Source organism: Pseudomonas sp. GW821-FHT05H12 (genome assembly GCF_059419385.1).
Genome location: NZ_JBWKRS010000003.1, coordinates 13,660 through 38,157, shown reverse-complemented (window position 1 = coordinate 38,157; position 24,498 = coordinate 13,660). Strand labels below are relative to the sequence as shown.

Annotated in this window: 23 protein-coding genes and 1 riboswitch; of the genes, 11 read left to right on the top strand and 12 right to left on the bottom strand. The window is 61.5% G+C overall.

All coding sequences use genetic code 11. The features are described from left to right. The first annotated feature begins 19 nt into the window (after nt 1–19). Nucleotides 20–637, top strand: coding sequence for a PAQR family membrane homeostasis protein TrhA (gene trhA, locus AC07SU_RS03430; RefSeq protein ID WP_176996741.1), 618 nt, complete (start codon nt 20–22; stop codon nt 635–637). A gap of 88 nt (nt 638–725) precedes the next feature. On the opposite strand, the gene AC07SU_RS03425 is transcribed toward trhA, so the two are convergent. Further along, a complete protein-coding gene (locus AC07SU_RS03425) occupies nt 726–1,634 on the bottom strand; it encodes a LysR family transcriptional regulator (RefSeq protein ID WP_494996209.1) in 909 nt (302 codons plus the stop codon). Nucleotides 1,635–1,742: 108 nt separating this feature from the next. Between AC07SU_RS03425 and AC07SU_RS03420 the strand changes: the two genes are divergently transcribed. From AC07SU_RS03420 to AC07SU_RS03410, 3 genes are read left to right on the top strand one after another with little or no spacing between them, the layout of a single operon-like run. Further along, nucleotides 1,743–2,975, top strand: a complete 1,233-nt coding sequence (locus AC07SU_RS03420) for a D-amino acid dehydrogenase (RefSeq protein ID WP_494996208.1) — start codon at nt 1,743–1,745, stop codon at nt 2,973–2,975. A gap of 9 nt (nt 2,976–2,984) precedes the next feature. Continuing rightward, on the top strand, nt 2,985–3,335 hold the full coding sequence (locus AC07SU_RS03415) for a RidA family protein (protein WP_494996207.1): 351 nt from the start codon (nt 2,985–2,987) through the stop codon (nt 3,333–3,335). Nucleotides 3,336–3,360: 25 nt separating this feature from the next. Further along, the gene (locus AC07SU_RS03410; RefSeq protein WP_494996206.1) at nt 3,361–4,263 is read left to right on the top strand and encodes a transporter substrate-binding domain-containing protein; all 903 of its coding nucleotides are present in this window, start codon (nt 3,361–3,363) and stop codon (nt 4,261–4,263) included. 142 nt (nt 4,264–4,405) lie between these two features. On the opposite strand, the gene AC07SU_RS03405 is transcribed toward AC07SU_RS03410, so the two are convergent. Next, a complete protein-coding gene (locus tag AC07SU_RS03405; RefSeq protein WP_176996736.1) occupies nt 4,406–5,125 on the bottom strand; it encodes a 16S rRNA (uracil(1498)-N(3))-methyltransferase in 720 nt (239 codons plus the stop codon). 123 nt (nt 5,126–5,248) lie between these two features. Then, a complete protein-coding gene (locus AC07SU_RS03400) occupies nt 5,249–6,655 on the bottom strand; it encodes an adenosylmethionine--8-amino-7-oxononanoate transaminase (RefSeq protein ID WP_494996205.1) in 1,407 nt (468 codons plus the stop codon). 272 nt (nt 6,656–6,927) lie between these two features. On the opposite strand from AC07SU_RS03400, the gene AC07SU_RS03395 reads away from it, so the two are divergent. Then, the gene (locus AC07SU_RS03395; RefSeq protein WP_176996734.1) at nt 6,928–7,479 is read left to right on the top strand and encodes a cytochrome b; all 552 of its coding nucleotides are present in this window, start codon (nt 6,928–6,930) and stop codon (nt 7,477–7,479) included. 32 nt (nt 7,480–7,511) lie between these two features. Then, nucleotides 7,512–8,090 carry a YceI family protein gene (locus AC07SU_RS03390; protein ID WP_176996733.1) on the top strand — a complete coding sequence of 193 codons (579 nt, stop codon included), beginning with the start codon at nt 7,512–7,514 and terminating at the stop codon, nt 8,088–8,090. 235 nt (nt 8,091–8,325) lie between these two features. On the opposite strand, the gene rhlE2 is transcribed toward AC07SU_RS03390, so the two are convergent. The 5 genes from rhlE2 to ahcY all read right to left on the bottom strand — a co-directional run bounded on the left by rhlE2 (nt 8,326) and on the right by ahcY (nt 14,879). Further along, a complete protein-coding gene (rhlE2, locus tag AC07SU_RS03385) occupies nt 8,326–10,203 on the bottom strand; it encodes an RNA helicase RhlE2 (RefSeq protein ID WP_494996204.1) in 1,878 nt (625 codons plus the stop codon). A 221-nt stretch (nt 10,204–10,424) separates the two neighbouring features. Beyond that, entirely contained in the window at nt 10,425–11,228 is an 804-nt protein-coding gene (locus tag AC07SU_RS03380) for a substrate-binding periplasmic protein (RefSeq protein WP_494996203.1), read from the bottom strand. Nucleotides 11,229–11,291: 63 nt separating this feature from the next. After that, complete coding sequence (locus AC07SU_RS03375) at nt 11,292–12,374, bottom strand: hypothetical protein (protein WP_494996202.1); 1,083 nt, start codon at nt 12,372–12,374, stop codon at nt 11,292–11,294. A gap of 78 nt (nt 12,375–12,452) precedes the next feature. Beyond that, nucleotides 12,453–13,298, bottom strand: a complete 846-nt coding sequence (metF, locus tag AC07SU_RS03370) for a methylenetetrahydrofolate reductase [NAD(P)H] (protein ID WP_176996729.1) — start codon at nt 13,296–13,298, stop codon at nt 12,453–12,455. Nucleotides 13,299–13,469: 171 nt separating this feature from the next. Continuing rightward, nucleotides 13,470–14,879 carry an adenosylhomocysteinase gene (gene ahcY / locus AC07SU_RS03365; protein WP_010207176.1) on the bottom strand — a complete coding sequence of 470 codons (1,410 nt, stop codon included), beginning with the start codon at nt 14,877–14,879 and terminating at the stop codon, nt 13,470–13,472. Nucleotides 14,880–14,900: 21 nt separating this feature from the next. After that, nucleotides 14,901–15,006, bottom strand: a riboswitch (S-adenosyl-L-homocysteine riboswitch). A gap of 199 nt (nt 15,007–15,205) precedes the next feature. Here ahcY and AC07SU_RS03360 point away from each other — a divergent pair. From AC07SU_RS03360 to AC07SU_RS03350, 3 genes are all read left to right on the top strand, one after another. Beyond that, nucleotides 15,206–15,598: an acyl-CoA thioesterase gene (locus tag AC07SU_RS03360; protein ID WP_016977737.1), complete on the top strand. Its 393-nt coding sequence runs from the start codon at nt 15,206–15,208 to the stop codon at nt 15,596–15,598. A gap of 100 nt (nt 15,599–15,698) precedes the next feature. Beyond that, nucleotides 15,699–17,618 (top strand): patatin-like phospholipase family protein, encoded by a 1,920-nt coding sequence (locus AC07SU_RS03355; protein WP_494996201.1) that lies wholly within the window; start codon nt 15,699–15,701, stop codon nt 17,616–17,618. Between the two features lie 56 nt (nt 17,619–17,674). Continuing rightward, the gene (locus AC07SU_RS03350) at nt 17,675–18,562 is read left to right on the top strand and encodes a formate/nitrite transporter family protein (RefSeq protein ID WP_176996727.1); all 888 of its coding nucleotides are present in this window, start codon (nt 17,675–17,677) and stop codon (nt 18,560–18,562) included. On the opposite strand, the gene AC07SU_RS03345 is transcribed toward AC07SU_RS03350, so the two are convergent. Continuing rightward, a complete protein-coding gene (locus AC07SU_RS03345) occupies nt 18,556–19,815 on the bottom strand; it encodes a cation:proton antiporter (RefSeq protein WP_494996200.1) in 1,260 nt (419 codons plus the stop codon). The genes AC07SU_RS03350 and AC07SU_RS03345 overlap by 7 nt on opposite strands. 195 nt (nt 19,816–20,010) lie before the next feature. Between AC07SU_RS03345 and AC07SU_RS03340 the strand changes: the two genes are divergently transcribed. After that, a complete protein-coding gene (locus AC07SU_RS03340) occupies nt 20,011–20,397 on the top strand; it encodes an MAPEG family protein (protein WP_176996725.1) in 387 nt (128 codons plus the stop codon). 125 nt (nt 20,398–20,522) lie between these two features. On the opposite strand, the gene mltA is transcribed toward AC07SU_RS03340, so the two are convergent. Beyond that, nucleotides 20,523–21,707: a murein transglycosylase A gene (gene mltA / locus AC07SU_RS03335; protein ID WP_494996199.1), complete on the bottom strand. Its 1,185-nt coding sequence runs from the start codon at nt 21,705–21,707 to the stop codon at nt 20,523–20,525. A gap of 129 nt (nt 21,708–21,836) precedes the next feature. Between mltA and AC07SU_RS03330 the strand changes: the two genes are divergently transcribed. Next, a complete protein-coding gene (locus AC07SU_RS03330; RefSeq protein WP_176996723.1) occupies nt 21,837–22,286 on the top strand; it encodes a c-type cytochrome in 450 nt (149 codons plus the stop codon). A gap of 6 nt (nt 22,287–22,292) precedes the next feature. Here AC07SU_RS03330 and AC07SU_RS03325 read toward each other — a convergent pair whose 3' ends face one another. Together AC07SU_RS03325 and ligB are read right to left on the bottom strand one after the other, a co-directional pair. After that, complete coding sequence (locus AC07SU_RS03325; protein ID WP_176996722.1) at nt 22,293–22,688, bottom strand: DUF1090 domain-containing protein; 396 nt, start codon at nt 22,686–22,688, stop codon at nt 22,293–22,295. Between the two features lie 71 nt (nt 22,689–22,759). Further along, a complete protein-coding gene (ligB, locus tag AC07SU_RS03320; RefSeq protein ID WP_494996198.1) occupies nt 22,760–24,418 on the bottom strand; it encodes an NAD-dependent DNA ligase LigB in 1,659 nt (552 codons plus the stop codon). Nucleotides 24,419–24,498: the final 80 nt, after the last annotated feature.

Below are 24,498 nucleotides of genomic sequence, written 5' to 3'. Positions count from 1 at the left end.
TATTCGAGGTGAGTGACACATGTATCACGGGGAACGATTCAACGCCTGGAGCCATTTGCTCGGGGCAGTCGCAGCCTTTGCCGGCGCAGTGTGGATGCTGGTGGTGGCGAGCCTGGATGGCAGCCCCTGGAAGATCGTCAGCGTGGCGATCTATGGCTTTACGCTGCTGGTGCTGTACAGCGCGTCCACCGTGTACCACAGCGTGCGCGGACGGCGAAAAGAGATCATGCAGAAGGTCGATCACTTTTCGATCTACCTGCTGATCGCCGGCAGCTACACGCCGTTTTGCCTGGTGACCCTGCGCGGCCCATGGGGCTGGACGCTGTTCGGCATCGTCTGGGGGCTGGCGGTGATTGGTATCCTGCAGGAGATCAAGCCGCGTTCCGAAGCGCGGATCTTGTCCATCGTGATCTACGCGGTGATGGGCTGGATCGTGCTGGTGGCGGTCAAGCCACTGATCGCCGCGCTGGGCACGGCGGGGTTTACCTGGCTGGCGGCCGGTGGGGTGCTGTACACCGTGGGCATCATCTTCTTTGCCCTGGAAGATCGCCTGCGGCACTCCCACGGCATCTGGCACCTGTTTGTCATTGGCGGCAGCCTGCTGCACTTTGTGGCGATCATGCATTACGTGCTGTAACGAACACCTGTAGGAGCCGGCTTGCCGGCGATGAGGCCCTTGAGAGGTGCAGTGATCTCGAGGCCGCCATCGCCGGCAAGCCGGGCTCCTACAGGAATAGGCGTTTCAGCAGGTCCTGGGCGCGCGTGCCGAAGATCTTGAGCAACTTGGCCAACATATGCGGCGGCGGTTCGTCGGCACGGGTCAGGGCGTACAGGGTGATCGGCAGCGGCGGGGTGAGTGTGCGGATGCAGGTGGTGGCCGTGGAGGCGCCGAGCGCCGTGAAGGGGTCGATGACAGTGAGCCCGGCGCCGGACTCGACCATGGCGCGTGCCAGGGAATAGGTTTGCACCGAGATCGTCACCCGAGGCGCGGGGTCGACGTTTTCCAGGTAGCTGTCGAGCTTGGCGGCCAAGGGGTCGGCGCTGGAAAGGCCAATCAACGGCGCACCGGCCAGATCCGCCAGGGGCAACGGTGTGCTCGATTCTGCGTCAGACCAATAGCCTTTCGACGCCAACGCCACCAGCACACCGTTGGCCAACACCTGCGTGGTCAGCCCCGGATGCCCGGAGAAATTGAGGGTCAGTGCCAGGTCGATCTCGCGCATCAACAGCTTCTGCACCAGCTCACGGCTGTGGTCGCTGGACAGCTCGCAGGCGATGTCCGGGTAGTCGCGTTTCCATTCCAGGATCGCCGGTGGCAGCAGCGACAAGGCCAGTGCCGGGATTGCGCCAATGCGCACGCTGTGCCCGGGTTCGCGCCGCAAACTCTTGGCCAGGCGCCGCACACCTTGGAGGCTCTCGGTGACTTTCTCCACTTCGCTTTCCAGCGCCAGGGCTTCCGGGGTGGGCTGCAACTTGCCGCGCACCCGCAGGAACAGGGGAAAGCCCAGCTGCAATTCGGCGTGTTGCAACACCTTGGTCACCGCCGGCTGCGACACGTGCAGCAACTGCGCGGCGGCACTGACGGAACCGGTTTGGCGGATGGCCTGGAAGATTTCGATATGACGCAAGCGCATGGCGAGTCCATAACCTTTGTTTATAGGTGACCCATCTTTATTCATTGTCGATGGCCTGTCACCTGCCCCTACGCTTGAGGCCTCTTCATTCAAAAGCTGGGGGCTGGGATGGCCAAGCAGGTTTGCATCATCGGCGGTGGGGTTATCGGCCTGGCCAGCGCCTATGCGTTGGTTCGCGCCGGTCACGAGGTCACGCTGATCGAAGCCCGCGACACGCTGGGCAGCGAAACCAGTTTCGCCAACGGCGGGCAGTTGTCGTACCGCTATGTCGCGCCGCTGGCGGATGCTGGCGTGCCATTGCAAGCCATCGGCTGGCTGCTGCGCGGGGACTCGCCGCTCAAGCTGCGCCCGCGCCTGGACCCTCAGCAATGGCGCTGGATGGCCGCGTTTCTCGGTGCCTGCCGTGGCTCGGTCAACACACGCAATGCCGCGCACCTGTTGCGCCTGGCGTCCTTGAGCCAGGCCACGTTGCAGCAATGGCGCGAGGACGATCATCTGGACGGCTTCCACTGGCGCCGCAACGGCAAGCTGGTGACCTTCCGCAACGCCAGCAGCTTCGAGCATGCCCGCAGCAAAGTCACCGATATCCTGCAGCAGCAGGTGTTGTCGGCTGATGACTGCGCGCGGCTGGAACCGGCGCTGGCGGACGGTGGTTTTGTCGGCGGGATCTATACGCCAAATGAAGAAGTGGCCGATTGTCATGCCTTCTGCCAACGCTTGGCGGCGCGGCTTGAAGCGTCCGGGCGCTGCCGTTTCCTGCTGGGGCGCAAGGTCACTGGCCTGCGCCATGCTCACGGCGCCGTACAGGCGGTCGAGATGGGCGACGAGGTGATGCCGGTGCAGAACCTGGTGCTGGCGGCGGGGTATCGCAGCGCGGAGTTGGGTGTTTCGCTGCCGTTGTATCCGCTCAAGGGTTACAGCCTCAGCGTGCCGATTGGTGCACAGCATCAGGCGCCGAACGTGAGCATCACCGATTACGACCGCAAGATCGTCTACGCCCGTATCGGCGAGCAACTGCGGGTGGCGGCCATGGTGGATATCGTCGGCTTCGACGCTCGCCTGGAGCCCAAGCGGTTGGCATTGATGAAACGCCAGGCGCTGGAGACTTTTCCTAATGCCGGTGACTACGCCCACGCGGTGGAATGGGCCGGCATGCGCCCGGCCACGCCGACCGGCGTGCCGCTGATCGGCGCCAGTGTCTACCGCAACTTGTGGCTCAACCTGGGCCACGGCGCGCTTGGTTTTACCTTGGCCAGCGGCAGCGGCCAATTGTTGGCCGAACTGATCGACCAGCGCATGCCTTCCATTGACCTGCAGGGCCTCGCGCCCCGCGCCGCTTGAGGTGTACCCATGAGCATCAACCGCATCAGCAGCAACGACCGGCTTTCTGGCGCTGTGACCTTCAAAGACCTGGTGTTTCTCTCGGGCCAGGTGCCCGGCGATGGCCAGGACGTGGCGACCCAGACCCGGGAAGTGCTGACCAGGATCGACGGGCTGTTGGCCCAGGCCGGCAGCGACAAGGACCACCTGCTTAACGCGACGATTTACCTGAAGGACATCGGCAGCGGTTTCGCGCCGATGAACGAAGTGTGGTCCGCGTGGTTGTCGCCAGGCTGCGCGCCGACGCGCACCACCCTGCAAGCGGAGCTGGCGCGGCCGAGTGTGCTGGTGGAAATCAGCGTAATTGCTGTCCGTAAATAACGTTAAAGACCAACGGAGCATAACAATGAAAACAATCCTGTTGACCGGCTGCACCCTGGGGCTCTTGTTCGGCGCACAGGCACAGGCCAATCAAGCGCCTTTGGAAGGCACGCTGGGCAAGATCGCCAGTGCCCAATCCATCACCTTGGGTTATCGCGATGCCTCGGTGCCGTTTTCCTATGTGGGGGATAACAGCGGCAAGCCGATGGGCTACTCGGTGGACCTGGCGAACAAGATTGTCGAGCGCGTCCAGCAGAAAATCGGGGTGACCCACCTCGCGGTGAAATACAACCTGGTGACGTCCCAAACGCGTATCCCGCTGGTGCAGAACGGCACCGTGGACCTGGAATGCGGCTCCACCGGAGTGACGGCCGAGCGGCAGAAGCAGGTGGCGTTTTCCTACGGGTTTATCTACGTGAAAGGCCAGTTGCTGACGGCCAAGGACAGCGGCATCAAGGGCTTTGCGGACCTGACCGGCAAGAACGTGGTAACCACGGCGGGCACCACCAATGAGCGCTTCCTCAAAAGCTACAACGCCGAGCACAAGGCCAATATGTTTGTGATCAGCGCCAAGGACCATGGAGAAGCGTTCAAGATGCTCGAGACCGGCCGTGCGGCCGCGTTCTACATGGACGACGCCTTGCTCTACGGCGAGCGCGCCAAGGCCAAGGACCCGCACAACTGGGTGGTGGTGGGTAAAGAACAGTCGCGGGAAATCTACAGCTGCATGGTGCGCAAGGACGACCCGCAGTTCCTGGCGGTGGTCAACGACGCACTGGGCGACCTGTACCGCTCGGGGGCGATCAACGGGATTTACCAGCGCTGGTTTGAACAGCCGATTCCGCCCAAGGGGCTGAACCTGGAGTTCCCGATGACCAGCGAGTTGAAGGCGATCATTGCCACGCCGGTGAGTGACCCGGTGGAATAGTTGCCTGGTAACCCAATCAACACTGTGGGAGCTGGCTTGCCTGCGATAGCGGTGGGTCAGGCGCCAGTGGGGTTGGCTGGAAGACCGCCATCGCAGGCAAGCCAGCTCCCACAGGGGGGATTGGGTTTGCAAAGGAAGGGCGTTAGAAATCGCCCCACAGTTGTTGGGCCACCGACAGCGCCACCACCGGCGCGGTCTCGGTGCGCAGCACACGCGGGCCGAGGCGGGCGGCGTGGTAGCCGGCCGCTTGGGCGCTCTGGACTTCGTTATCGGTCAAACCGCCTTCAGGCCCGATCAGGAAAGCCAGGCTGGCTGGCTTGGCATGGCTGACCATCGGCTCGGCCACCGGGTGCAGCACCAGCTTCAAATCGGCCTCGGTCTGCTTCAGCCAGTCCGCCAGCAACAGTGGCGGGTGAATCACCGGCACGGTTGAACGCCCACACTGCTCGCATGCGCTGATTGCCACTTGGCGCCAGTGCAGCAGGCGTTTGTCGGCGCGTTCGTCCTTGAGGCGTACTTCGCAGCGGTCGCTGAAAATCGGCGTGATTTCATTCACACCCAATTCGGTGGCTTTCTGAATCGCCCAATCCATACGCTCGCCCCGGGACAGGCCCTGGCCGAGGTGGATGTGCAACGGCGACTCGGCCTGGCCGTTGAAGCGTTCTGTGAGCTGCACGGTGACGCGCTTCTTGCCGACTTCCAGCAGGCTGCCCAGGAACTCCTGGCCGGAACCGTCGAACAATTGCACGGCGTCGCCTTCGCCCATGCGCAGCACGCGGCTGATGTAGTGCGCCTGGGCTTCGGGCAGTTCATGCTCGCCAAGGCTCAGCGGGGTGTCGGTGAAAAAGCGGGACAGTCTCATTTCTGTTCTCTGGAAATAGGGTTTTTCTGTAGGAGCCGGCTTGCCGGCGATGAGGGCGCTGGCTATGCGGTGAATGTGAGACCGCCATCGCCGGCAAGCCGGCTCCTACAAGGGTGTGGGTGATCAGCCGGGGTCGCGGAAGCCAGGATGGAAGTTTTCTGGCACGGCAACGCTGACCTTGCTGTTGGTGGCGATGTCGATGCCTTCGCTGGCAACCTCGGCCAAGAAGTCGATCTGCTCGGGCGTGATCACGTAAGGCGGCAGGAAATACACCACGCTGCCCAACGGCCGCAACAGCGCACCGCGCTCCAGGGCGTGCTCGAACACCTTCAGGCCGCGGCGCTCCTGCCACGGGTAGGCGGTCTTGGTGGCTTTGTCCTGGACCATCTCAATGGCGAGTACCATGCCGGTCTGGCGCACTTCCGACACGTGGGGGTGGTCCACTAGATGGGCGGTGGCGGTGGCCATGCGTTGGGCCAGGGCCTTGTTGTTTTCGATGACGTTGTCTTCTTCGAAAATATCCAGGGTCGCCAGGGCCGCCGCGCACGCCAGCGGGTTGCCGGTGTAGCTGTGGGAATGCAGGAAGGCGCGCAGGGTTGGGTAGTCATCGTAGAAGGCGCTGTAAACATCTTCGGTGGTGACCACGGCTGCCAACGGCAGGTAACCGCCGGTGAGGGCCTTGGACAAGCACAGGAAGTCCGGACGGATGCCGGCCTGTTCACAGGCAAACATGCTGCCGGTGCGGCCGAAACCGACGGCAATTTCGTCGTGGATGAGGTGCACGCCGTAGCGGTCGCAGGCTTCGCGCAGCAGCTTGAGGTACACCGGGTGGTACATGCGCATGCCGCCCGCGCCTTGGATCAACGGTTCGATGATCACCGCAGCGACGGTGTCGTGGTGCTCAGCGAGGGTCTGCTCCATCACCTGGGCCATCGTGCGCGAGTGGTCTTCCCAGCTCACACCTTCGGGGCGCAGGTAGCAATCCGGGCTCGGCACTTTAATGGTGTCGAGCAACAGCGCCTTGTAGGTCTCGGTAAACAGCGGCACGTCGCCCACCGACATCGCGGCGATGGTTTCGCCGTGATAGCTGTTGGTCAGGGTGACGAAGCGTTTCTTGTTCGGCAGGCCACGGTTGAGCCAGTAGTGAAAGCTCATTTTCAGCGCGACTTCGATGCACGACGAGCCGTTATCGGCGTAGAAGCACCGCGTCAGGCCTTCGGGCGTCATCTGCACCAGGCGTTCGGACAGCTCGATCACCGGCTGGTGGCTGAAACCAGCGAGGATCACGTGCTCCAGTTGGTCCACCTGGTCCTTGATGCGCTGGTTGATGCGCGGGTTGGCGTGGCCGAATACGTTGACCCACCAGGAGCTGACGGCGTCGAGGTAGCGCTTGCCTTCGAAGTCTTCCAGCCAAACGCCTTCACCCCGCTTGATCGGGATCAACGGCAGCTGCTGGTGGTCTTTCATCTGGGTGCAGGGATGCCACAGCACGGCGAGGTCGCGTTGCATCCACTGGTTATTCAAGCCCATCCGGGGTCTCCTCGAAGCGGCCCGCGTGGCACGCGGGCGTAACAATCGCGCAAGCCTATGCAATGGATGGCCGTGTCACAACCCATAACCTGCGAATAGGCAGTAAACACAGGACGGTCTGTCACGTTTCTTCTGGATAGTCCTTAATCCGTTGTTAATTTACGCTTCATACCCTCAAGATCGTATTTCTCGATATTTCAAAGCGAAAATTTCCGCTTTAATTCGATAGGTAAATCGCTAGTCTTGGGCGCAGCTCTTACGGGATTAAGTACATGCAGTTACGCAATTCTCCGGCCCGCTACGGTTGGGTCAGCATGGTGTTGCACTGGGGCGTGGCCCTGGTGGTGTTCGGTCTGTTCGCCCTGGGCTTGTGGATGGTCGGTCTGGATTACTACAGCGCCTGGCGTAAAGACGCGCCGGACCTGCACAAAAGCATCGGCATCACGCTGTTTGCCATCATGCTGGTGCGTATCGTCTGGCGTCTGGTCAGCCCGCCACCACCACCGCTTGCCAGCTACAGCCGCTTGACCCGTATCGGTGCTGCATTTGGCCACGCGTTTCTTTATCTCGGGCTGTTTGCCGTGATGATTGCCGGATACCTGATTTCCACCGCAGACGGTGTCGGTATTCCGGTGTTTGGCCTGTTTGAGATTCCTGCCGTGGTTTCCGGGCTACCGGACCAGGCAGACAACGCCGGCGTGGTGCATCTGTACCTCGCCTGGGTATTGGTGGTCTTCGCCGGCTTGCACGGCGTGGCGGCCTTGAAACACCACTTTATCGATCGTGATGCGACCCTCACGCGAATGCTGGGGCGCAAAGCCTGATGTTCAACCTCGACTCACAAGGAATAGAACGCATGTTGAAAAAGACCCTCGCTGCTCTGGCAATCGGTACTGCCCTGCTGTCCGCAGGCCAGGTAATGGCTGCTGACTACAAGATCGACAAAGAAGGCCAGCACGCCTTCATCGACTGGAAAATCAGCCACCTGGGCTACAGCTTCATCCACGGTACCTTCAAGGACTGGGATGGCACCTTCAGCTGGGATGCCGCCAAGCCTGAAGCCAGCAAAATCGCTGTCGACGTGAAAACTGCCAGCCTGTGGTCCAACCACGCAGAACGTGACAAGCACGTTGCCAGCAAGGACTTCCTGGACGTTGCCAAGTTTGCCGACGCCAAGTTCGTGTCCACCGCCGTTAAATCCACCGGCGAGAAAACCGCTGACGTGACCGGCGACCTGACGTTCCACGGCGTGACCAAGCCGGTGACCTTCAAGGCAACCTTCAACGGTGAAGGCAAGGACCCATGGGGCGGTGAACGTGCTGGCTTCAACGCCACCACCACGCTGAACCTGAACGACTTCGGCATCAAAGGCCCAGGCCCGTCCTCGCAGACTGTAGACCTGGACATCTCGCTGGAAGGTGTGAAGCAGAAGTAATTTCTGCCCGCACAAAAAAACCGGATCTCGCGATCCGGTTTTTTTATGCCTGAAATGCAATCAATGTGGGAGCTGGCTTGCCTGCGATAGCGGTGTGTCAGTTGAAGCATATCTCACTGATGCACCGCTATCGCAGGCAAGCCAGCTCCCACAGAAAAGCCCATTTGATTTTGCTCAATCGAAAAAAATGCCCCGCATCTTTCGAGGCGGGGCATTTTTTATGGGGCTTTGAAAATCAGCGGTTGCGGGTCAGCAGCGCTGGCTTTTCACCACGAGGACGGCCCGGCAGTTGATCCAACTGCTCAGGTGTCGGGAAGCGGTCTGCTTTCGACTCCTTGTGGATGATCTTCGGTGCCGGGCCGCCGCGTGGGTTCTGCACGGCTGGCTCGGACGAACGCGATTGGTCGTCACGGGACGGGCGGCGGTTGCGCGAGTCTTCGCGACGGGCCTGGCCGTCACGCGGTGCACCGTTGCGTGGGCCGTTGCGTTTACCTGGCGGGGTACCGGTGGTGCCGCCGCTGCTGTTGCGCGGACCGTTCTGACGGCCACCTTGTGGCTGACCGCCACGTGGCGCGCCTGCACCCGCACCTTGTGCCGGGGCACCTGGGCGGCGGCCACGGCCTTGGGCTGGCTTGGCCTGGGGCACATAATCGACGCGGTTACCGAAGTTATCCACGTCGTCGTCCAGGAACTCGTCCGGGGCGCGGTCGGCTGCGGCGCGTGGCGGTTGGCTCGGCTGGCGCTGTTCGCGGGCCGGGGTGCCTTCACGTGGTTTTTGCTCACGGGCCGGGCGTTCGCCACGGCTGCTGGAGGCGGATTTCTCCTTGCCCTTGTCTTTGCCCTTGTCGCGACGACCACCGCCACCACCGCCGCCGTTCGGGCCATCGCCCTTCGGACCGCGTGGGTTGCGCGGGTTGCGCACGTCCGGACGTTCGCGCGCTTCTGGCTTTTCGGCCTCCACGGCGCTGGCATCGAAGCCCATCAGGTCGCCGTCGGCGATTTTCTGCTTGGTCATGCGCTCGATGCTTTTCAGCAGTTTTTCTTCGTCCGGTGCAACCAGGGAGATGGCTTCACCCGAACGACCGGCACGGCCGGTACGGCCGATACGGTGCACGTAGTCTTCATCGACGTTTGGCAGCTCGAAGTTGACCACGTGTGGCAATTGGTCGATATCCAGGCCGCGGGCGGCGATATCGGTGGCGACCAGGATGCGCACGGTGCCGGCCTTGAAATCAGCCAGGGCCTTGGTGCGTGCGTTCTGGCTCTTGTTGCCGTGGATGGCGACGGCGGTGAGGCCGTGCTTGTCCAGGTACTCGGCCAGGCGGTTGGCGCCGTGCTTGGTGCGGGTGAACACCAGCACCTGTTCCCAGGCGCCTGCGGTGATCAGGTGAGCCAGCAGCGCACGCTTGTGGCTGGCGGCCAGGCGGAACACGCGTTGCTCGATGCGCTCGACCGTGGTGTTCGGCGGCGTGACTTCGATGCGTTCCGGGTTGTGCAGCAGCTTGCCAGCCAGGGCGGTGATGTCCTGGGAGAACGTGGCCGAGAACAGCAGGTTCTGGCGTTTGGCCGGCAGGCGGGCGAGGACCTTTTTCACGTCATGGACAAAGCCCATGTCGAGCATGCGGTCGGCTTCGTCCAGCACGAGGATTTCCACGTGGGACAGGTCGACGCTGCCTTGGCCGCACAGGTCGAGCAGGCGGCCAGGGCAGGCCACCAGCACGTCAACACCGCGGGACATGGCCTGAACCTGCGGGTTCATGCCGACGCCGCCGAAGATGCAGGCGCTGACGAACTTCAGGTCGCGGGCATACAGCTTGAAGCTGTCGTGCACCTGAGCGGCGAGTTCGCGGGTGGGGGTCAGGACCAGTACGCGCGGTTGGCGCGGGCCGTGACGCTGGGATTTGTCCGGGTGACCATTGGGAAACAACCGCTCCAGGATCGGGAGGGCGAAGCCGCCGGTTTTACCAGTACCTGTCTGAGCCGCAACCATCAGGTCGCGACCTTGCAACACGGCGGGAATGGCCCGCTGTTGCACCGGAGTAGGCTCGGTATAGCCCGCTGCCTCGATGGCGCGGACTAAAGCCTCGGAGAGACCGAGGGAAGCAAAGGACATGAGTAATCCTGTTTTAGTTAGGGCTTGGCCCAGAGGGATAATCTTGCCGGGCGTGAATGACGCTTAGGGGAGCGTTATCCCGTCCGGTCCTGCTGCGTCTGGCGGGCACTCCACCGGCTCGCGCGGGCTGAAAGCTGCGCAGTAGCGGGGTTGGGTGCCTTTTTCAAGACCTCAGCGGCCGGGCGTAAGCCTGGCGGAAAGGCCGGAGTATAACAGAGCAATCACGGTGCGCTGCTTTCCTGCTGCTCAACGGTGTGTTCGGGGGCGGGTATCGAAGCCGTTGGAGTGGGGCTACCGCCGTATTTTTCGCTCAAGGCGGCGTAGGCGGGCTCTTGTTTGAAGCGTTTGAGCTCGGCAGCAAAGCGTTGCACCAGCAGGTCCATGCCCGCGCCACGGCGTACTGCCAGGAATTGCTGCTGGCGGCTGACCACCATGGGCGCCTGGCTGACCTTGCCCTCCAGGCCCAGGGCCTTGATCACATGCTGACCCACGCGGCGGTCGGTGATCACCAGATCAATGCGGCCCAGGGACAACTTGCCGAAGTTGGCCTCGTGGCTGGGAGCCGGCTCGTGATTGAACAGGGTGGACTCCCTGAACGCCTCGCTATAGAGGTAGCCCGGTGAGGTGCCGACCGTGAGGCCGCGCAGGTCATCAAGGGTTTCGGCGGGGTGAGGGCGCTCGTTGGCGTAGTACAGCGCGAACTCGACTTCCGACAATGGCTCGCTGGGGTAAAGCAGCAGGGCATCGCGGTCGTGGCTGTGGAAAATATCCAGCGCGCCATCGGCGTGGCCCTGGTCGAGCATCGCCAGGCAGCGTTTCCAGGGCAGGAACTGCCATTCCACATCGACCCCCAGACGCTGGAACACGATCACCGTGGTTTCGTAGTCCAGCCCGCGCATGGTGCCGTTGTCGTCGTAGACGTAAGGCGCCCAGGGCTCGGTGACAATGCGCAGTTTTTCGCCATAAGCGGCAAAGCTCAGGCAAGTGAAAAGCGCAGCGGTCAACAGCTTGAGAAGAACGGGCATGCCCTGAGGTTACGACGCTCCTGCCTTAAAGAGAAGCTCTGGCACACGCATTGGCGGGTAGTCTTATTTGGCCGGTGCGTCCATCAGATGCTCGTGGATGGCATTGCGCCGCTCGCCCAGAATCAGGCGCACCACCGGGTTGGCGAACCAGTGCTCCAGTTGGTGTGCGTCAATCGGCCGCTGCTGGCGCTCTTCCTGGTTTTGTCGCGCTTTGTCCCACCAAACCGGGCCACACGCCTGGTCGAATTCATTCTCGTGTTCGTAGCAACCGTAGAGGATTTCGCGGATGAACTGCTGCTGGTGCTTGGGCAAAAGCAACGTGATCATCTTGTACATCAGGCGCTGCAGGCGTGGTGGACGTGGCAGGTGCGAGGACACCTGGCGGGTGTCGGCCATCGCCAGTTCGCTGGTAGGGTCGGCCGCGTGCTTGGCGATCCACGCCTTGACCTTGGCGCGAAACAGCTGCTTGCGGCTCCAGTAGTGGTGGATCAGGTCCGGGCACTCGCGCACGTTGACGGTACGGTAGGCGGCGATGGACAAGCAGAACTCTTCCAGGGTGTAGGCGCCCTGGGCATGGGGGAACAACTCGTCCATCAACTCGATCGAGCGGTCGAGGATGTGTGCGTCCTGCTGCGTCAGGCCCATGACGCCGGAGTTGAGGGTCATCATGTCATCGTCGGCCACGCCCATGTCCAGCAAGCGCTGGTGCAGGGCAGTGTAGAGGATGCTTTCGTGGTTATCGCCGTACTTGGTGTAGAAGGCGTTGCACAACAGGGTGCCGGGCTGCACGCGCTCGAACAGGGCCATGGGCGAATGATGGAAGAAGGTGTCGGTGTCGATCAACAGCGCGACCGGTGATTCTTCCAGCACTTGGCGCAACACCACGTGCTTGGTGCGGAAGTGGTAGCCGTGGGGCTCGCTCCAACGTTTGCGCGTGGCCTCGTCCAGCGGGCGTACGCGCACGGGCAGCAGGCGATAGGGCTCGGGGTTGTCGCTGAATACCTGGATATCAAGGGCCGCGTCCGGGGTTTCCTGCAGAAAGGCCAATGCGCTGGCGATGCTGAAGACCGCTTCCTGGTGGTAGGTCTCGGAACCGAAGACCAGGTAGACCAATTGCGGGCGGGAAGTCGAAGGCGCTGTGTTCATGGACTGCAGGGTTCCGTGGGCATTTAAAACGACAAAGGCCCTCGTCGAAACGAGGGCCTTGGTACAGCCAGACAACCCTTAGCGTGGCAGCTTGAGGTTGTTCCAGATGGCAAGGCTGGGTTCAGCCTGGTTCAGGGTATAGAAGTGCAACCCTGGCGCGCCACCTTGTAACAAACGTTCACACATTTCGGTGATGACCTGTTCGCCGAACGCCTGGATGCTCTTGACGTCATCGCCGTAGGCTTCCAGTTGCTTGCGCACCCAGCGCGGGATTTCAGCGCCGCAGGCGTCGGAGAAGCGCGCCAGCTTGCTGTAGTTGGTGATCGGCATGATGCCCGGCACGATCGGGATGTCGACGCCCATGGCCCGTACACGCTCGACGAAGTAGAAGTAGCTGTCGGCGTTGAAGAAGTACTGGGTGATGGCGCTGTCGGCGCCGGCGTTGGCCTTGCGCACGAAGTTGTGAAGATCGTCTTCGAAATTGCGTGCCTGGGGGTGCATCTCCGGGTAGGCCGCCACTTCGATGTGGAAGTGATCGCCGCTTTCTTCGCGGATGAAGCTCACCAGGTCATTGGCGTAGCGCAGCTCGCCGCTGGCCATGCCCATGCCGGACGGCAGGTCGCCACGCAAGGCGACGATGCGCTTGATGCCGGCTTGCTTGTATTGGGTCAGCAGGCCGCGCAGGTCAGCCTTGCTGTCGCCCACGCACGACAAGTGCGGAGCGGCGGGAACTTTGACTTGACTTTCCAGCTGCAGCACGGTGTTGATCGTACGGTCACGGGTCGAGCCGCCGGCGCCGTAGGTGCAGGAAAAGAAGTCGGGGTTGTAGCTGGCCAACTGAGTGGCAGTCGCCATCAGTTTTTCATGCCCAGCATCGGTCTTGGTCGGGAAGAACTCGAAGCTGTAGCGACGGTCTTGGGACATGGTCGTATCCTTGGAAACTCAAAGGCCTGTAAGACGTGCGCAATCCCTGTAGGAGCTGGCTTGCCGGCGATGCAGGCACCTCGGTGGCGCAGCAAAACCGAGTTGAAGCCATCGCCGGCAAGCCAGCTCCTACAAGAGCCCGCCTCCAGAAGGAGGCGGGCAGCAGGCAAATCAGTAGCGGTAAGCGTGAGGCTTGAACGGACCTTCAACGGTCACGCCGATGTAGTCGGCCTGGGTCTTGGTCAGTTGGGTTACCACGCCGCCGAAGCCGCGGACCATTTCCAGGGCCACTTCTTCGTCGAGTTTCTTCGGCAGTACTTCCACGGTCAGGCGCTCGGCTTTCTGGGCAGGCGACAGGTCGGCGTATTTCTGGCCGAACAGGAAGATCTGGGCCAGCACCTGGTTGGCGAACGAGCCGTCCATGATGCGGCTTGGGTGGCCAGTGGCGTTGCCCAGGTTAACCAGACGGCCTTCAGCCAGCAGGATCAGGTAGTCGTCGTTCTGCGGGTCGAAATCGCCAGCGCCGGTACGGTGAACCTTGTGTACCTGTGGCTTCACTTCTTCCCACGCCCAGTTCTTGCGCATGAAAGCGGTGTCGATCTCGTTGTCGAAGTGGCCGATGTTGCAGACAACAGCGCGCTTTTTCAGGGCTTTGAGCATGTTCGCGTCGCAAACATTCACGTTACCGGTGGTGGTCACGATCAGGTCGATCTTGCCCAGCAGGGCCTTGTCGATGCTCGCTTCGGTGCCGTCGTTCTGGCCATTGATGAACGGCGAAACCACTTCGAAACCGTCCATGCAGGCTTGCATGGCGCAGATCGGGTCAACTTCGGAGACTTTAACGATCATGCCTTCCTGACGCAGGGACTGGGACGAACCCTTGCCCACGTCACCGTAGCCGATCACCAGGGCTTGCTTGCCCGACAGCAGGTGGTCGGTGCCGCGCTTGATGGCATCGTTCAGGCTGTGACGGCAGCCGTACTTGTTGTCGTTCTTGCTCTTGGTCACCGAGTCGTTGACGTTGATGGCCGGGATTTTCAGCTCGCCCTTGGCCAGCATGTCCAGCAGGCGGTGAACGCCAGTGGTGGTCTCTTCGGTCACACCGTGGACGCGGTCCAGAATCTGTGGGTACTTCTTGTGCAGCAGCTCGGTCAGGTCGCCGCCGTCGTCGAGGATCATGTTGGCGTCCCATGGCTTGCCATCTTTGAGGATGGTTTGCTCCAGGCACCACTCGTACTCTTCTTCGGTCTCGCCTTTCCAGGCGAATACCGCGATACCGGCAGCAGCAATGGCGGCAGCGGCCTGGTCTTGAGTCGAGAAGATGTTGCAGGACGACCAACGCACTTCGGCACCCAGGGCAACCAGGGTTTCGATCAGCACGGCAGTCTGGATGGTCATGTGGATGCAGCCGAGGATCTTGGCGCCTTTGAGCGGCTGCTCAGCGGCGTACTTGCGACGCAGGCCCATCAGGGCTGGCATTTCGGATTCGGCGATGAAGGTTTCGCGACGGCCCCAGGCAGCGAGGGACATGTCGGCGACCTTGTAGTCGTTGAAATCTGCAGGCGTGTTTACTGCGCTCATGAAGAGCCTCCATTCGTAGTGTGCGAATGGGCGCCGTTGTGCGTTTAGTATCCAGCTGGCTAAGCAGGCCGGACAACGCCCCATCCGAGCCTGACAGGTTGAACCTGCTGCAGCGCCCCTCGGACAGGTGGCGGGAGAACGGTATCAATCGAAGATGACCGTTTTGAAGCGGGGGCGATTATAGCCGTCTGGTTACGCGTTCTAAAAGCCTTTCCGTCGGCCATATGAAGATCGCACATGGGGTTGATAGACAATGGCTCATAGAGCTCGGGCGCGGGCTCTGCCATGATGTGCCCCATCATTCGGCAAGACGCTTTGGAGTGACCATGAACTTCCACACCCGCAAATGGGTAAAACCCGAAGACCTCAACCCCAACGGCACCCTGTTCGGTGGCAGCCTGCTGCGCTGGATTGACGAAGAAGCGGCCATTTACGCGATTGTCCAGTTGGGCAACCAGCGTGTGGTGACCAAGTACATCTCCGAAATCAACTTTGTCAGCGCTTCGCGCCAGGGCGACATCATCGAGTTGGGTATTACGGCCACCGAGTTCGGCCGCACCTCCATCACCCTGACCTGCGAAGTACGCAACAAGATCACCCGCAAAAGCATCCTGACCGTGGAAAAAATGGTTTTCGTCAACCTCGGTGAAGACGGCCTGCCAGCACCGCATGGCCGTACCGAGATCAAGTACGTGAAGGACCAGTTCCAGGACGAATAACCCCAACGACGGTTTGATTTGCTTTACCAAATCATTCCGCCTGGATCTTTCTCAGGCTCTCTCATCACACAGGACCACAACCTGTAGCGAGAGCCTGCGTATGAAAGTGTCCAACTCCCCTGTCCAAATCCGTCCGCCGTTGCCTCAAACCGTCGACCAGGACGTCAGGACGCCTCTGGTCAAAGATGTAGGGCCGCGCAAGTTGAGCCTCTATCGTTATAGCGATGGGCGAGTGCAGGTGAGCGTGTCTCCGTCGCCGCCCAGCCACTTGGTGCCCAGCGGTGGTGGCGCCAAGGGCATTGCGTTTCCGGGGATGGTGCAGGCGCTGGAGGATGGCAAGAAACTGCAAGGCATGAAGGTGATTTCCGGCTCATCCGCCGGCGCGATTTCCGCGACCTTGCTGGCCAGCGGCATGGGCGCCAAGGCGTTCGGCGAGCTGTCGAACAGCATCGACCTGCCAAGCCTGCTCAATAGCAACGATCCGGTGACCGCTTGGTTGCAAGGCGTCAGCACCCACCTCGGCAAGCTCGCCGGTCGCTTGCCTGGGCCTGCCGGCAACATCTCCCAATTGCTGCTGACGTTGCTGCCGCGCCTGCAAACCGAGGCCTCCCCCCTGGAAGAGATGATGCGCAGCGAGTCTCGCAAATCGATCCTGGTGCATATTGCCGAAATGCCAAGGGCTGCTCGGCCCGCTGAAGTCATGAAGATCGCCGACAGGCTGAGCGCCGGTGATGCGCCGACCTTTCGCGACCTTGAAGTGTTAAGCCGTCATATTCCGGCGATCAAGCAACTCAATATCACCGGCACCGGCATGTTCGACGGTCGTCCGCAATTGGTGGTGTTCAATGCCAACCTCACACCGGACATGGATATCGCCCGCGCCGCGCGCATTTCAGGCTCGCTGCCGGTGGTGTTCAAGAGCCCTCAAGAACAAGGCCATGGGTTTCAGGAAGCGGCTGAAGTTACTGCGTTCCAGGACGGTGGCTTGCTGGCCAACACGCCCGCGCCCGGCGTGGTCGGCTCGTCGCTGTCGCTGGGCCCGTTGAGCAAGCCTGAGTCGCTGGTCGTCAAGTTTGAGTCCGAAGAGGCAGCGCCGAAAAAAAGCGGCGGGTTTATCAGCCACATCGTCGATAAAGTGACCGGCACCCCACATGCCGCTGCTGGGGCTTATCAAACAGAACGGCTCAAGGCCTATAGCGACCAGACGGTGACATTGCCGCTGCACACGGACAAAGGCGATTTTCGCGGCCTGCTCAACGGCACCGTCAACTTCACCATGACCCCCGAACAGAAACAGCACCTGCAGGCGAAGGCTCATCAGGCAGTGGCTGCGCATTTGGACAAACGTGAGGTGGTCCGCGAGCAGTATCCGTTTGCTTCATTGGAGAGCGCAGTGCTGGCGATGGACGATGAAATGCTGGCCAGCGTGAGCGATCAGTTGGCGAAGGACCCGGCGGGTGCGGATGTGTTGCTGTTTCACAAGGGGGCGCTGCAGGCGTTGCGGGTACTGGATGTCGCGATTACCGAAGCGAATCAGGCCAGCGATACCCTGAAAATTACGCCGAAACTGGCGGCGGCATTACGTAACCTGGATGCGCTTGCCCGTCGACCTGAGCATGTTGAGTGGCTGGGGAAGCGTCTGAATGCGCCGGGTCAGCACAACTTCCAGCAACTGATGCAGGTGGCTCAAAAACCGGCGTCAGCCACCGGAGAGCCCCTCTCGAGGGTGATGACCAGTGCTGTCGCCGAAATGAAGCGGCGCGATATCGCGGTGAAAGCTGAAAACTTCACGCGAGAGGTCATCTACCCGTCGCTGTACCGCCCGGGCCAGCCGGCGTCCAACGTTGAATTGCTGCAACGCGCCGCGCGGGACCTGGGCGAAGCCACCACCCCCGCCGAGTTCAACCGCGTGCTGGATGTCATCATTGAGCATTACAAAGCGCGCAATAAACCCTGGGGCAAGCCGTTCAGCTCGACCACTGTGGAAATGGCCAAGGCCTGGCGTATACCGGGCCACTGAACAGCTGTCGTCGCGGCGTGTCGTAGCTACAGGCACCCCTCGAGCGCTGAACGATCATGGCTACTGAAGAAGACGGCAAGACCCCCAACCTGTCGCAGGAAGAGCAGCAGGACGTGGACAAGAACCAGCCGCCCCGCGCGGCGGTCCTGCATGAAATCATCCGCACCCAGGGCGACCAGGAACTGGAGCGCAATGTCGCGGCGCTGTGGTGGTCGGCGCTGGCGGCCGGCCTGACCATGGGCTTGTCCCTGATGGGCATGGGACTGCTCAACTCACGGTTGCCGGACGGTGAGGAATTCAAAGTCATCGCCAGCTTCGGTTACTGCGCGGGGTTCCTCGCGGTGATCCTGGCGCGCCAGCAACTGTTCACCGAAAACACCCTGACCGCCGTTCTTCCTGTGATGAGCAAGCCGACATTGGCCAATGCTGGCCGGTTGCTGCGCCTGTGGACGGTGGTGCTGGTGGGTAACCTGTGCGGCACCTTGCTGGTGGCGTACGTGATGCTGCATCTGCCGATCTTCGACACCAAGACCGACATGGCCTTCCTCGACATCGGGCGCAAGGTCATGGAGAACGACCCCGGGCAGATGTTCGCCAAGGGCATTGTCTCTGGTTGGATGATTGCCACCATGGTGTGGATGATCCCGTCGATGGAAAGCGCCAAGCTGTGGATCATCATCTTGATCACCTACTTGATGGCGCTGGGGGACTTCACCCATATCGTCGTGGGCTCGGCGGAGGTGTCCTACCTGGTATTTGCCGGCGAATTGCCGTGGAAGGACTTCTGGCTGGTGTTCGCCGGGCCGACGCTGGCGGGCAACATCATTGGCGGCAGCTTTATCTTTGCGCTGATCAGCCACGCGCAGATCCGCAGTGAAAACAGTCTGCCGGGCAAGAAGGCTGCGGACCCGAGGCATCCGCAGCCAATCAGCAAGGATCAGTGAGCGTCAGGCGTAGCCTGGGGTTCGTCCCGGGTCACGCGTTTGACCAGCTTGCCGATGCTCAAACCCTGCAACAGGATCGACGACAGCACCACGATATAGGTGATGCTCAGCAGCAGGTCGCGCTCCGGGCCCAGCGGCAGAGCCAGCGCCAGTGCTACCGAGACGCCGCCGCGCAAACCACCCCAGGTGAGAATGCGGATGGTGCCCCGTGGCACCGTGCGCCAGCGGCGCAGCAACAGGATCGCCGGGGCGACGGTCAACAGGCGCGAGAGCAGGATCGCCACTGCCAGCAGGCTGGCGGCGAACACATGCAGCCAGTTGAACGGCAACAGCAACAACTCCATGCCGATCAGGGCGAACAGCAGGGCGTTGAGCATGTCATCGAGCAGCTCCCAGAAACCGTCCAGGTAGCGGCGGGTCATGTCGTTCATCGCCAGCTTGCGGCCCAGGTTGCCGATGATCAGGCCGGCCACCACCATCGCGATCGGTGCCGAAACGTGCAATTCAGTGGCCATCGCCGAGCCGCCGATCACTAGGGCCAAGGTCAGCATCACTTCGATCTGGTGCTGCTCGATGCTCTTGATCATCAGGTACACCAGGTAGCCGATCAGACCGCCGAACACCACACCGCCAATCGCCTCGTGGGCAAACAGCATGGCAGTGGCGCCCACGGTGGGCGTCTCACCCAGCTGTGCGATGCCCAGCAAGACGGTAAACACCACCACCGCCGTGCCGTCGTTGAACAGCGACTCGCCGACAATGGTGGTTTTCAGCGGTTTGGATGCATTGGCGGTTCGTAGCACGCCGAGTACCGCAATCGGGTCGGTGGGGGAGATCAGCGCGCCGAACAACAGGCAGTACAGGAAACTCACGTGCCAGCCAAACAAGGCAAAGATGTAGTACGCCAGGCTGCCAATCACCACGGTGGCGATCAACACGCCAAAGGTTGCCAGCAGGCCAATGGGCCAGCGGTAGCTGCGCAGGTCGTTCAGGTTGACGTGCAAGGCGCCGGCAAACAGCAGGAAGGACAGCATCCAGTTCATCAGCAGGTCGCCGAAGTCGATCTGGCCGATCAATTGCTGGATACGTTCTTCGAGGCCGGGGTAGCCAAGGACGCTCAAGCCTTGCAGGATCAGGGAAAACAGCAGGGCCGTGACCATCACGCCAATGGTGGGCGGCAGGCCGATAAAACGGAAGTTCACATAGGTGAGCAGGGTGGTCAGGCAAATGAAGGCGGCGACAAGTTCAAGCATCCGGGGTCCTTGGAAGTGGGGGGTAGACGATCGTTAATGGTGGATGGACCGCAATTGCGGTGGGTGGTTGCAGGCTCTCTGGCAAAAGCCGGATAGAACCTTTGCGCACTCCGTCGCTCATAGCGGGTGGGTGCGGCGTGGCTTTATTAGTGCTAAAACTCTAACTCCTGACTAAAACGACAAAAGGAATCAGTGATGACGGTCGCTTTCTGGTGTGTGTTGATCGCAATTTTCCTGCCTTATCTGTGCACGGGCGTGGCCAAGTTCAGCGGCGGCAAGTTCGGGCCACGGCAGAACCACGACCCTCGTGCCTTCCTGGAAACCCTTGACGGGTTCGCCAAGCGCGCCCACAACGCCCAGCTCAACAGCTTTGAAGTCACCCCGGCGTTTGCCGCGGCGGTGATCATCGCGCACCTGGCCGGCACCGCGTCACTGGTGACGATCAATGTGTTGGCGGTGCTGTTTATCACCAGTCGCCTCCTGTACATCATCTGCTACCTGGCAGACTGGGCGATGTTGCGTTCGCTGGTGTGGTTTGTCGGCATGGCGTTGATTGCGAGTTTCTTCTTTGTCTCGATCTAAAGTTTGACGCAGCCCGATGTGGGAGCTGGCTTGCCTGCGATCGCGCAGTGTCAGCCAGCAAAGATGTATCTGACAGGCCGCCATCGCGGGCAAGCCCGGCTCCCACACGGGTTCGGTGATGTTCTTCAAGTCCCGGCAGGGGCATCGGGTACTTGCGGCAGCGCAGCCCCCTTGGGCCATAGCATCCAGATTTGCCCCTGCTGCTTCATGTTGCCGGCCAGCTCCCCCGCCTCAGCGCCAGTCCCCCAGAACAGATCCGCGCGCACTTCACCCGTAATCGCGCCGCCTGTGTCCTGCGCCGCGACGGGCCTTGCGATAGGCGAACCATCCGGTTTAGTCGTCGACAGCCACAACAAGCTACCCAGCGGAATCACCTTGCGGTCCACCGCCACGCTGTAGCCGGCAGTCAACGGCACGTTCAGCGAACCCCGAGGGCCTTCGTTGCTGTCGGGGCGGGCGCTGAAGAACACATAGCTGGGGTTGCTCGCCAGCAGTTCCGGAATACGTTGCGGATGTGCCTTGGCCCAGGTGCTGATGGCACCCATGGTCACGTCATCCTTTTTCAACTCGCCTTGTTCCACCAGCCAGCGGCCGATAGGACGGTACGGGTAGCCGTTCTGGTCGCCATAACCGATGCGCAGTTGCCGCCCGCCTGCCAGCTGGATGCGACCTGAGCCCTGGATCTGCAGGAATTGCAGGTCCATCGGGTCTGTCAGCCAGGCGATCGGCTTGGCATTGGAGCCTTGGTCATTGATGGCGCTGGCATCGTCATAGGGCTTAAGTACACGACCTTCAAGGCGACCGCGCAGGCGCTTGCCCTTGAGTTCCGGGTAGATGCTTTCGAGGTTGACGATAATCAGGTCGTCCGGCACGCCATACACTGGCACGTTGGCGGTGGCGGTCTTGGTCAGGCTGCCGGAGTAGACCGGTTCGTAATAGCCGGTGATCAAGCCGTTCGGGGTGTTGTCCGCCGAGCGCAAGCCGAAGACATCCAGACGCTCCTTGAGAAAGCCGCGAACCGCTGCGGCGTTGCCCGGCACGCTGGCTGCAGCGGCACAGGTCGCGCCCCAGACCGGGTCGGCCTTGAGGCGTTGGCAGGCACTGCGCCAGGATTCAAAACCGGCCAGCAAATCCGTGTCGGACACCGCGGGCAAAGCTTCCCAAGGCGCGCTCACGTAGGTCGCGACGGCATGGGGTTTTACGATTTCATCTTTGCCCGCATCCTTGCCGCCATCGCAGCCGGCCAGCAGCGCGATCATTGGCAGAGCCCACGCCAGGCGGCGGCTCCAGGCTTTTCGGGTGACATTCATACAAGCACTTCCTGAAGCGATTGCCCGTGCATTGGCGCATTCGGGCAACCCTTATTATTAATAGGGCTATTGGTGTTTACGGGCGGGGCGAGGATACTGGCCGCCGTTTCCCGTGACCTCGAAGCCATCATGACTTTTAAAAGACTGACCGTTGTATTGCTGGCCTGCCTGACGCTGTCCGCCTGTGGCGGTGTCGACCCGAATTCGCCGTTGGGCCAGCGCAAGGCGATCTTCAAGCAGATGCTCAAGACCGGCGAAGACCTGGGCGGCATGTTGCGTGGGCGTATCCCGTTCGACGGTGCGAAGTTCGCTGAAGGCGCGGTCAAGCTCGATGCGTTGTCCCACGAGCCGTGGAAGCATTTCCCGAGCGTGCGTGAGGAAGATCACACCAGTGCTAAAGACAACGTCTGGCAGCAACAGGCACGCTTCCAGGAACTGGCGCGCAACCTTGAAGCGGCCACCGGCGAGTTGGTAATCGCAAGCCAGGTGCAGCCTTACAAGGCCAGCAACCTGGGGCCGGCCGTGCAGAAAGTCGAAGACGCCTGCACGGCCTGCCATAAGCAGTTCCGCGACCACTGACCGGTTTTACTTGTCGAGCTCTTCGACTGCGTCCTGCAGTTCTTTGCGGGACTGGGCGAGCTTGTCCTTGCGCTTGTTGATCTTGTCGGCGTCGCCCTTTTTCATCGCCTTGTCGAGGTCGGCCTGACGGCGGCTGACTTCGTGCTTGGCGTCGAGCACCTTGTTCTCACGCTCCTTCTTCAAGGAAGCATCAGTGCAATTGGCGGTCACTTCGCTCAGGGCTTTTTCCAGGCCGGCTTGCTGTTCGCTGTTGCCGTGGGCCTTGGCTTGATCGATCTGGGTGCTGATGGCTTGGCGCTTGGCGGCACAGCCGGTGAGTTGAGGGGCTTCTTCTGCGGCCAGCAACGGCGTGGCCATGAAACTTGCGACGGTCAACAGGGCAAACGGGGCGAGAAACTTCATGTAGGGCTCCAAGGTCGCAAACGGGTGGCAGGGTGAATTCTGCCGTTGGGTTAAAGAGCGGTGGGCCGGGTTCAAAACCCGTCGATCCCAGCCACGTGTAATGTTTCGGCCAAGGCCTGTACCTGCGGGTCGTGAAAAAAAGCGCTGAGTTGCGCTGCACGCCCTGGGCCGATGCCATCTGCGGCCTGCCAGGCTTTGGTGTCTCGAGCGACCAGGTTTTGCCAGCCGCCGTCCAGGTTGTTGCGTGCCGAGGGCGGTACGCCCAGGGCTTTTAGCCATTGTGCAAAGGGCCGTTGCCGGGCGCTGTGAATGCTGTTGAGCACGCGCGCACGGCTGCGATCACCGAAGCCATCAATGTTAGCAAGCTCTGCCTCATCCAGGGTTAACCAATCGAGAAAGCCTGCGATTAGACCGGCCTGGAGCAATACGTTCCAGGTTTCACGGCCCATATGGGGCAAAGCCAGGCCCTGGTCGCTGCTCATCCAGGTCAGGCGTGCCAGCAACTGCTCCTCGCAGCCCGGATCCAGTTGCCAGCAGCTCAAGGGGTGAAAGTCCCGGGCTTCGGGTACGGTGAGCGGCACCCTTGTCTCGTTCCTCAGGATCACCTGGTCCAGTCGCGGAATTACCTGGCCGGCCAGGCTTATGGACACGTGGTCGCCGGGGCGTATATCCAGCGCCTGCCAGCGCTTGAGGGAGCCGACGCTGACTCGGCTGATCTGCCGGTCGTCCAGCCGCACAGGTTCCAGCTCCAGGATGGGGGTGATGCGCCCGGTTCGCCCGATCTTGAATTGCACCTTGCGTACCAGCGCCAGGGCCTTGGCCGCCGGGTACTTCCAGGCAACCGCCCAGTAGGGTGTGCTGGCCTGCCAACGTTCGGCGGGTGCGTGCACGGCTTGATGCAGCACCACCCCATCGCTGGCGAACGGCAACGGGTGGTTGAACCAATAGCTGCGCCAGTGTGCGGCCTCGGTGAGGGTCTGGAGGGGTTGGCTGTAGCGCTGGCTGTCCGGGAAGCCCCAGCGTGCGAGGGTCGCCAGGCGTTCGGTAAAATCGGGCGGGCCATCCGGCCAGGCCCAGACGAACAAGCCGATACCACCAGCTTCGGCATCGTTCAGTTGGCGCCGGTTCATCAGGCCGGCAACCTTGCTGCGGGCGCTGAGGCCTCCGTTTGCCGACTGCACATGATCAGTGAGGCGCCAATAGAGTTCGCCTTGCAGCACCAGGTCAACAGGTTCCGGGAGATGCTGGACGATGCCTGGGATCTTGCGTGCGGCGGCTGACCAGTCCTGGCCGAGCAGCCCGTCGCCGCGACTGATGAGCTGGCTCAAGCGACCCTGGCGATACACCAGTGTCACCGCCACACCGTCGATCTTGGGCTGGATCCAGACGTTTTGCCGTGTACCGAGCCAGTCGCCGACCGCCGCCTCATCCAGCAGTTTTTCCAGGCCCGTGTGAGCGACTGGGTGACGCACTGTGCCTCGCGAACTCGCCAGCGGGTTGTCAGGCTGGGTTTGAGGAAAACACTGGCGCCATTGGGCCAGGCGACCCCGGGCCTGATCGTACAACTCATCGCTGACAGGCGACTGGCCAAGCCGGTGGTAGCTGTCATCCCATTGACTGACCTGTCTGGCCAGACTGTCGAGTTGAGATCGGGCGTCATCCGGGCACGCTTCGGCCCACGCCAGAAACGGCACCGCACTCAATAAAAGAGCAATCAGAAAACGCATCATGAGCATCCTTGCCCGAAAAGGACGCACAGCCTAAGTGATCCTCACGGCCACAAAAAAGCCCCGACAGCGCGGGGCTTTTT

Bases quoted from the DNA above. Each gene is read 5' to 3' on its own strand.
- AC07SU_RS03380 (WP_494996203.1), bottom strand. From the start codon at position 11,228: ATGCCCGTTCTTCTCAAGCTGTTGACCGCTGCGCTTTTCACTTGCCTG.
- AC07SU_RS03420 (WP_494996208.1), top strand. From the start codon at position 1,743: ATGGCCAAGCAGGTTTGCATCATCGGCGGTGGGGTTATCGGCCTGGCC.
- AC07SU_RS03350 (WP_176996727.1), top strand. From the start codon at position 17,675: ATGGCTACTGAAGAAGACGGCAAGACCCCCAACCTGTCGCAGGAAGAG.
- AC07SU_RS03390 (WP_176996733.1), top strand. From the start codon at position 7,512: ATGTTGAAAAAGACCCTCGCTGCTCTGGCAATCGGTACTGCCCTGCTG.
- AC07SU_RS03425 (WP_494996209.1), bottom strand. From the start codon at position 1,634: ATGCGCTTGCGTCATATCGAAATCTTCCAGGCCATCCGCCAAACCGGT.
- AC07SU_RS03330 (WP_176996723.1), top strand. From the start codon at position 21,837: ATGACTTTTAAAAGACTGACCGTTGTATTGCTGGCCTGCCTGACGCTG.
- AC07SU_RS03325 (WP_176996722.1), bottom strand. From the start codon at position 22,688: ATGAAGTTTCTCGCCCCGTTTGCCCTGTTGACCGTCGCAAGTTTCATG.
- AC07SU_RS03400 (WP_494996205.1), bottom strand. From the start codon at position 6,655: ATGGGCTTGAATAACCAGTGGATGCAACGCGACCTCGCCGTGCTGTGG.
- ahcY (WP_010207176.1), bottom strand. From the start codon at position 14,879: ATGAGCGCAGTAAACACGCCTGCAGATTTCAACGACTACAAGGTCGCC.
- AC07SU_RS03340 (WP_176996725.1), top strand. From the start codon at position 20,011: ATGACGGTCGCTTTCTGGTGTGTGTTGATCGCAATTTTCCTGCCTTAT.
- AC07SU_RS03345 (WP_494996200.1), bottom strand. From the start codon at position 19,815: ATGCTTGAACTTGTCGCCGCCTTCATTTGCCTGACCACCCTGCTCACC.
- AC07SU_RS03410 (WP_494996206.1), top strand. From the start codon at position 3,361: ATGAAAACAATCCTGTTGACCGGCTGCACCCTGGGGCTCTTGTTCGGC.
- rhlE2 (WP_494996204.1), bottom strand. From the start codon at position 10,203: ATGTCCTTTGCTTCCCTCGGTCTCTCCGAGGCTTTAGTCCGCGCCATC.
- ligB (WP_494996198.1), bottom strand. From the start codon at position 24,418: ATGATGCGTTTTCTGATTGCTCTTTTATTGAGTGCGGTGCCGTTTCTG.
- AC07SU_RS03415 (WP_494996207.1), top strand. From the start codon at position 2,985: ATGAGCATCAACCGCATCAGCAGCAACGACCGGCTTTCTGGCGCTGTG.
- trhA (WP_176996741.1), top strand. From the start codon at position 20: ATGTATCACGGGGAACGATTCAACGCCTGGAGCCATTTGCTCGGGGCA.
- metF (WP_176996729.1), bottom strand. From the start codon at position 13,298: ATGTCCCAAGACCGTCGCTACAGCTTCGAGTTCTTCCCGACCAAGACC.
- AC07SU_RS03405 (WP_176996736.1), bottom strand. From the start codon at position 5,125: ATGAGACTGTCCCGCTTTTTCACCGACACCCCGCTGAGCCTTGGCGAG.
- AC07SU_RS03355 (WP_494996201.1), top strand. From the start codon at position 15,699: ATGAAAGTGTCCAACTCCCCTGTCCAAATCCGTCCGCCGTTGCCTCAA.
- mltA (WP_494996199.1), bottom strand. From the start codon at position 21,707: ATGAATGTCACCCGAAAAGCCTGGAGCCGCCGCCTGGCGTGGGCTCTG.
- AC07SU_RS03375 (WP_494996202.1), bottom strand. From the start codon at position 12,374: ATGAACACAGCGCCTTCGACTTCCCGCCCGCAATTGGTCTACCTGGTC.
- AC07SU_RS03395 (WP_176996734.1), top strand. From the start codon at position 6,928: ATGCAGTTACGCAATTCTCCGGCCCGCTACGGTTGGGTCAGCATGGTG.
- AC07SU_RS03360 (WP_016977737.1), top strand. From the start codon at position 15,206: ATGAACTTCCACACCCGCAAATGGGTAAAACCCGAAGACCTCAACCCC.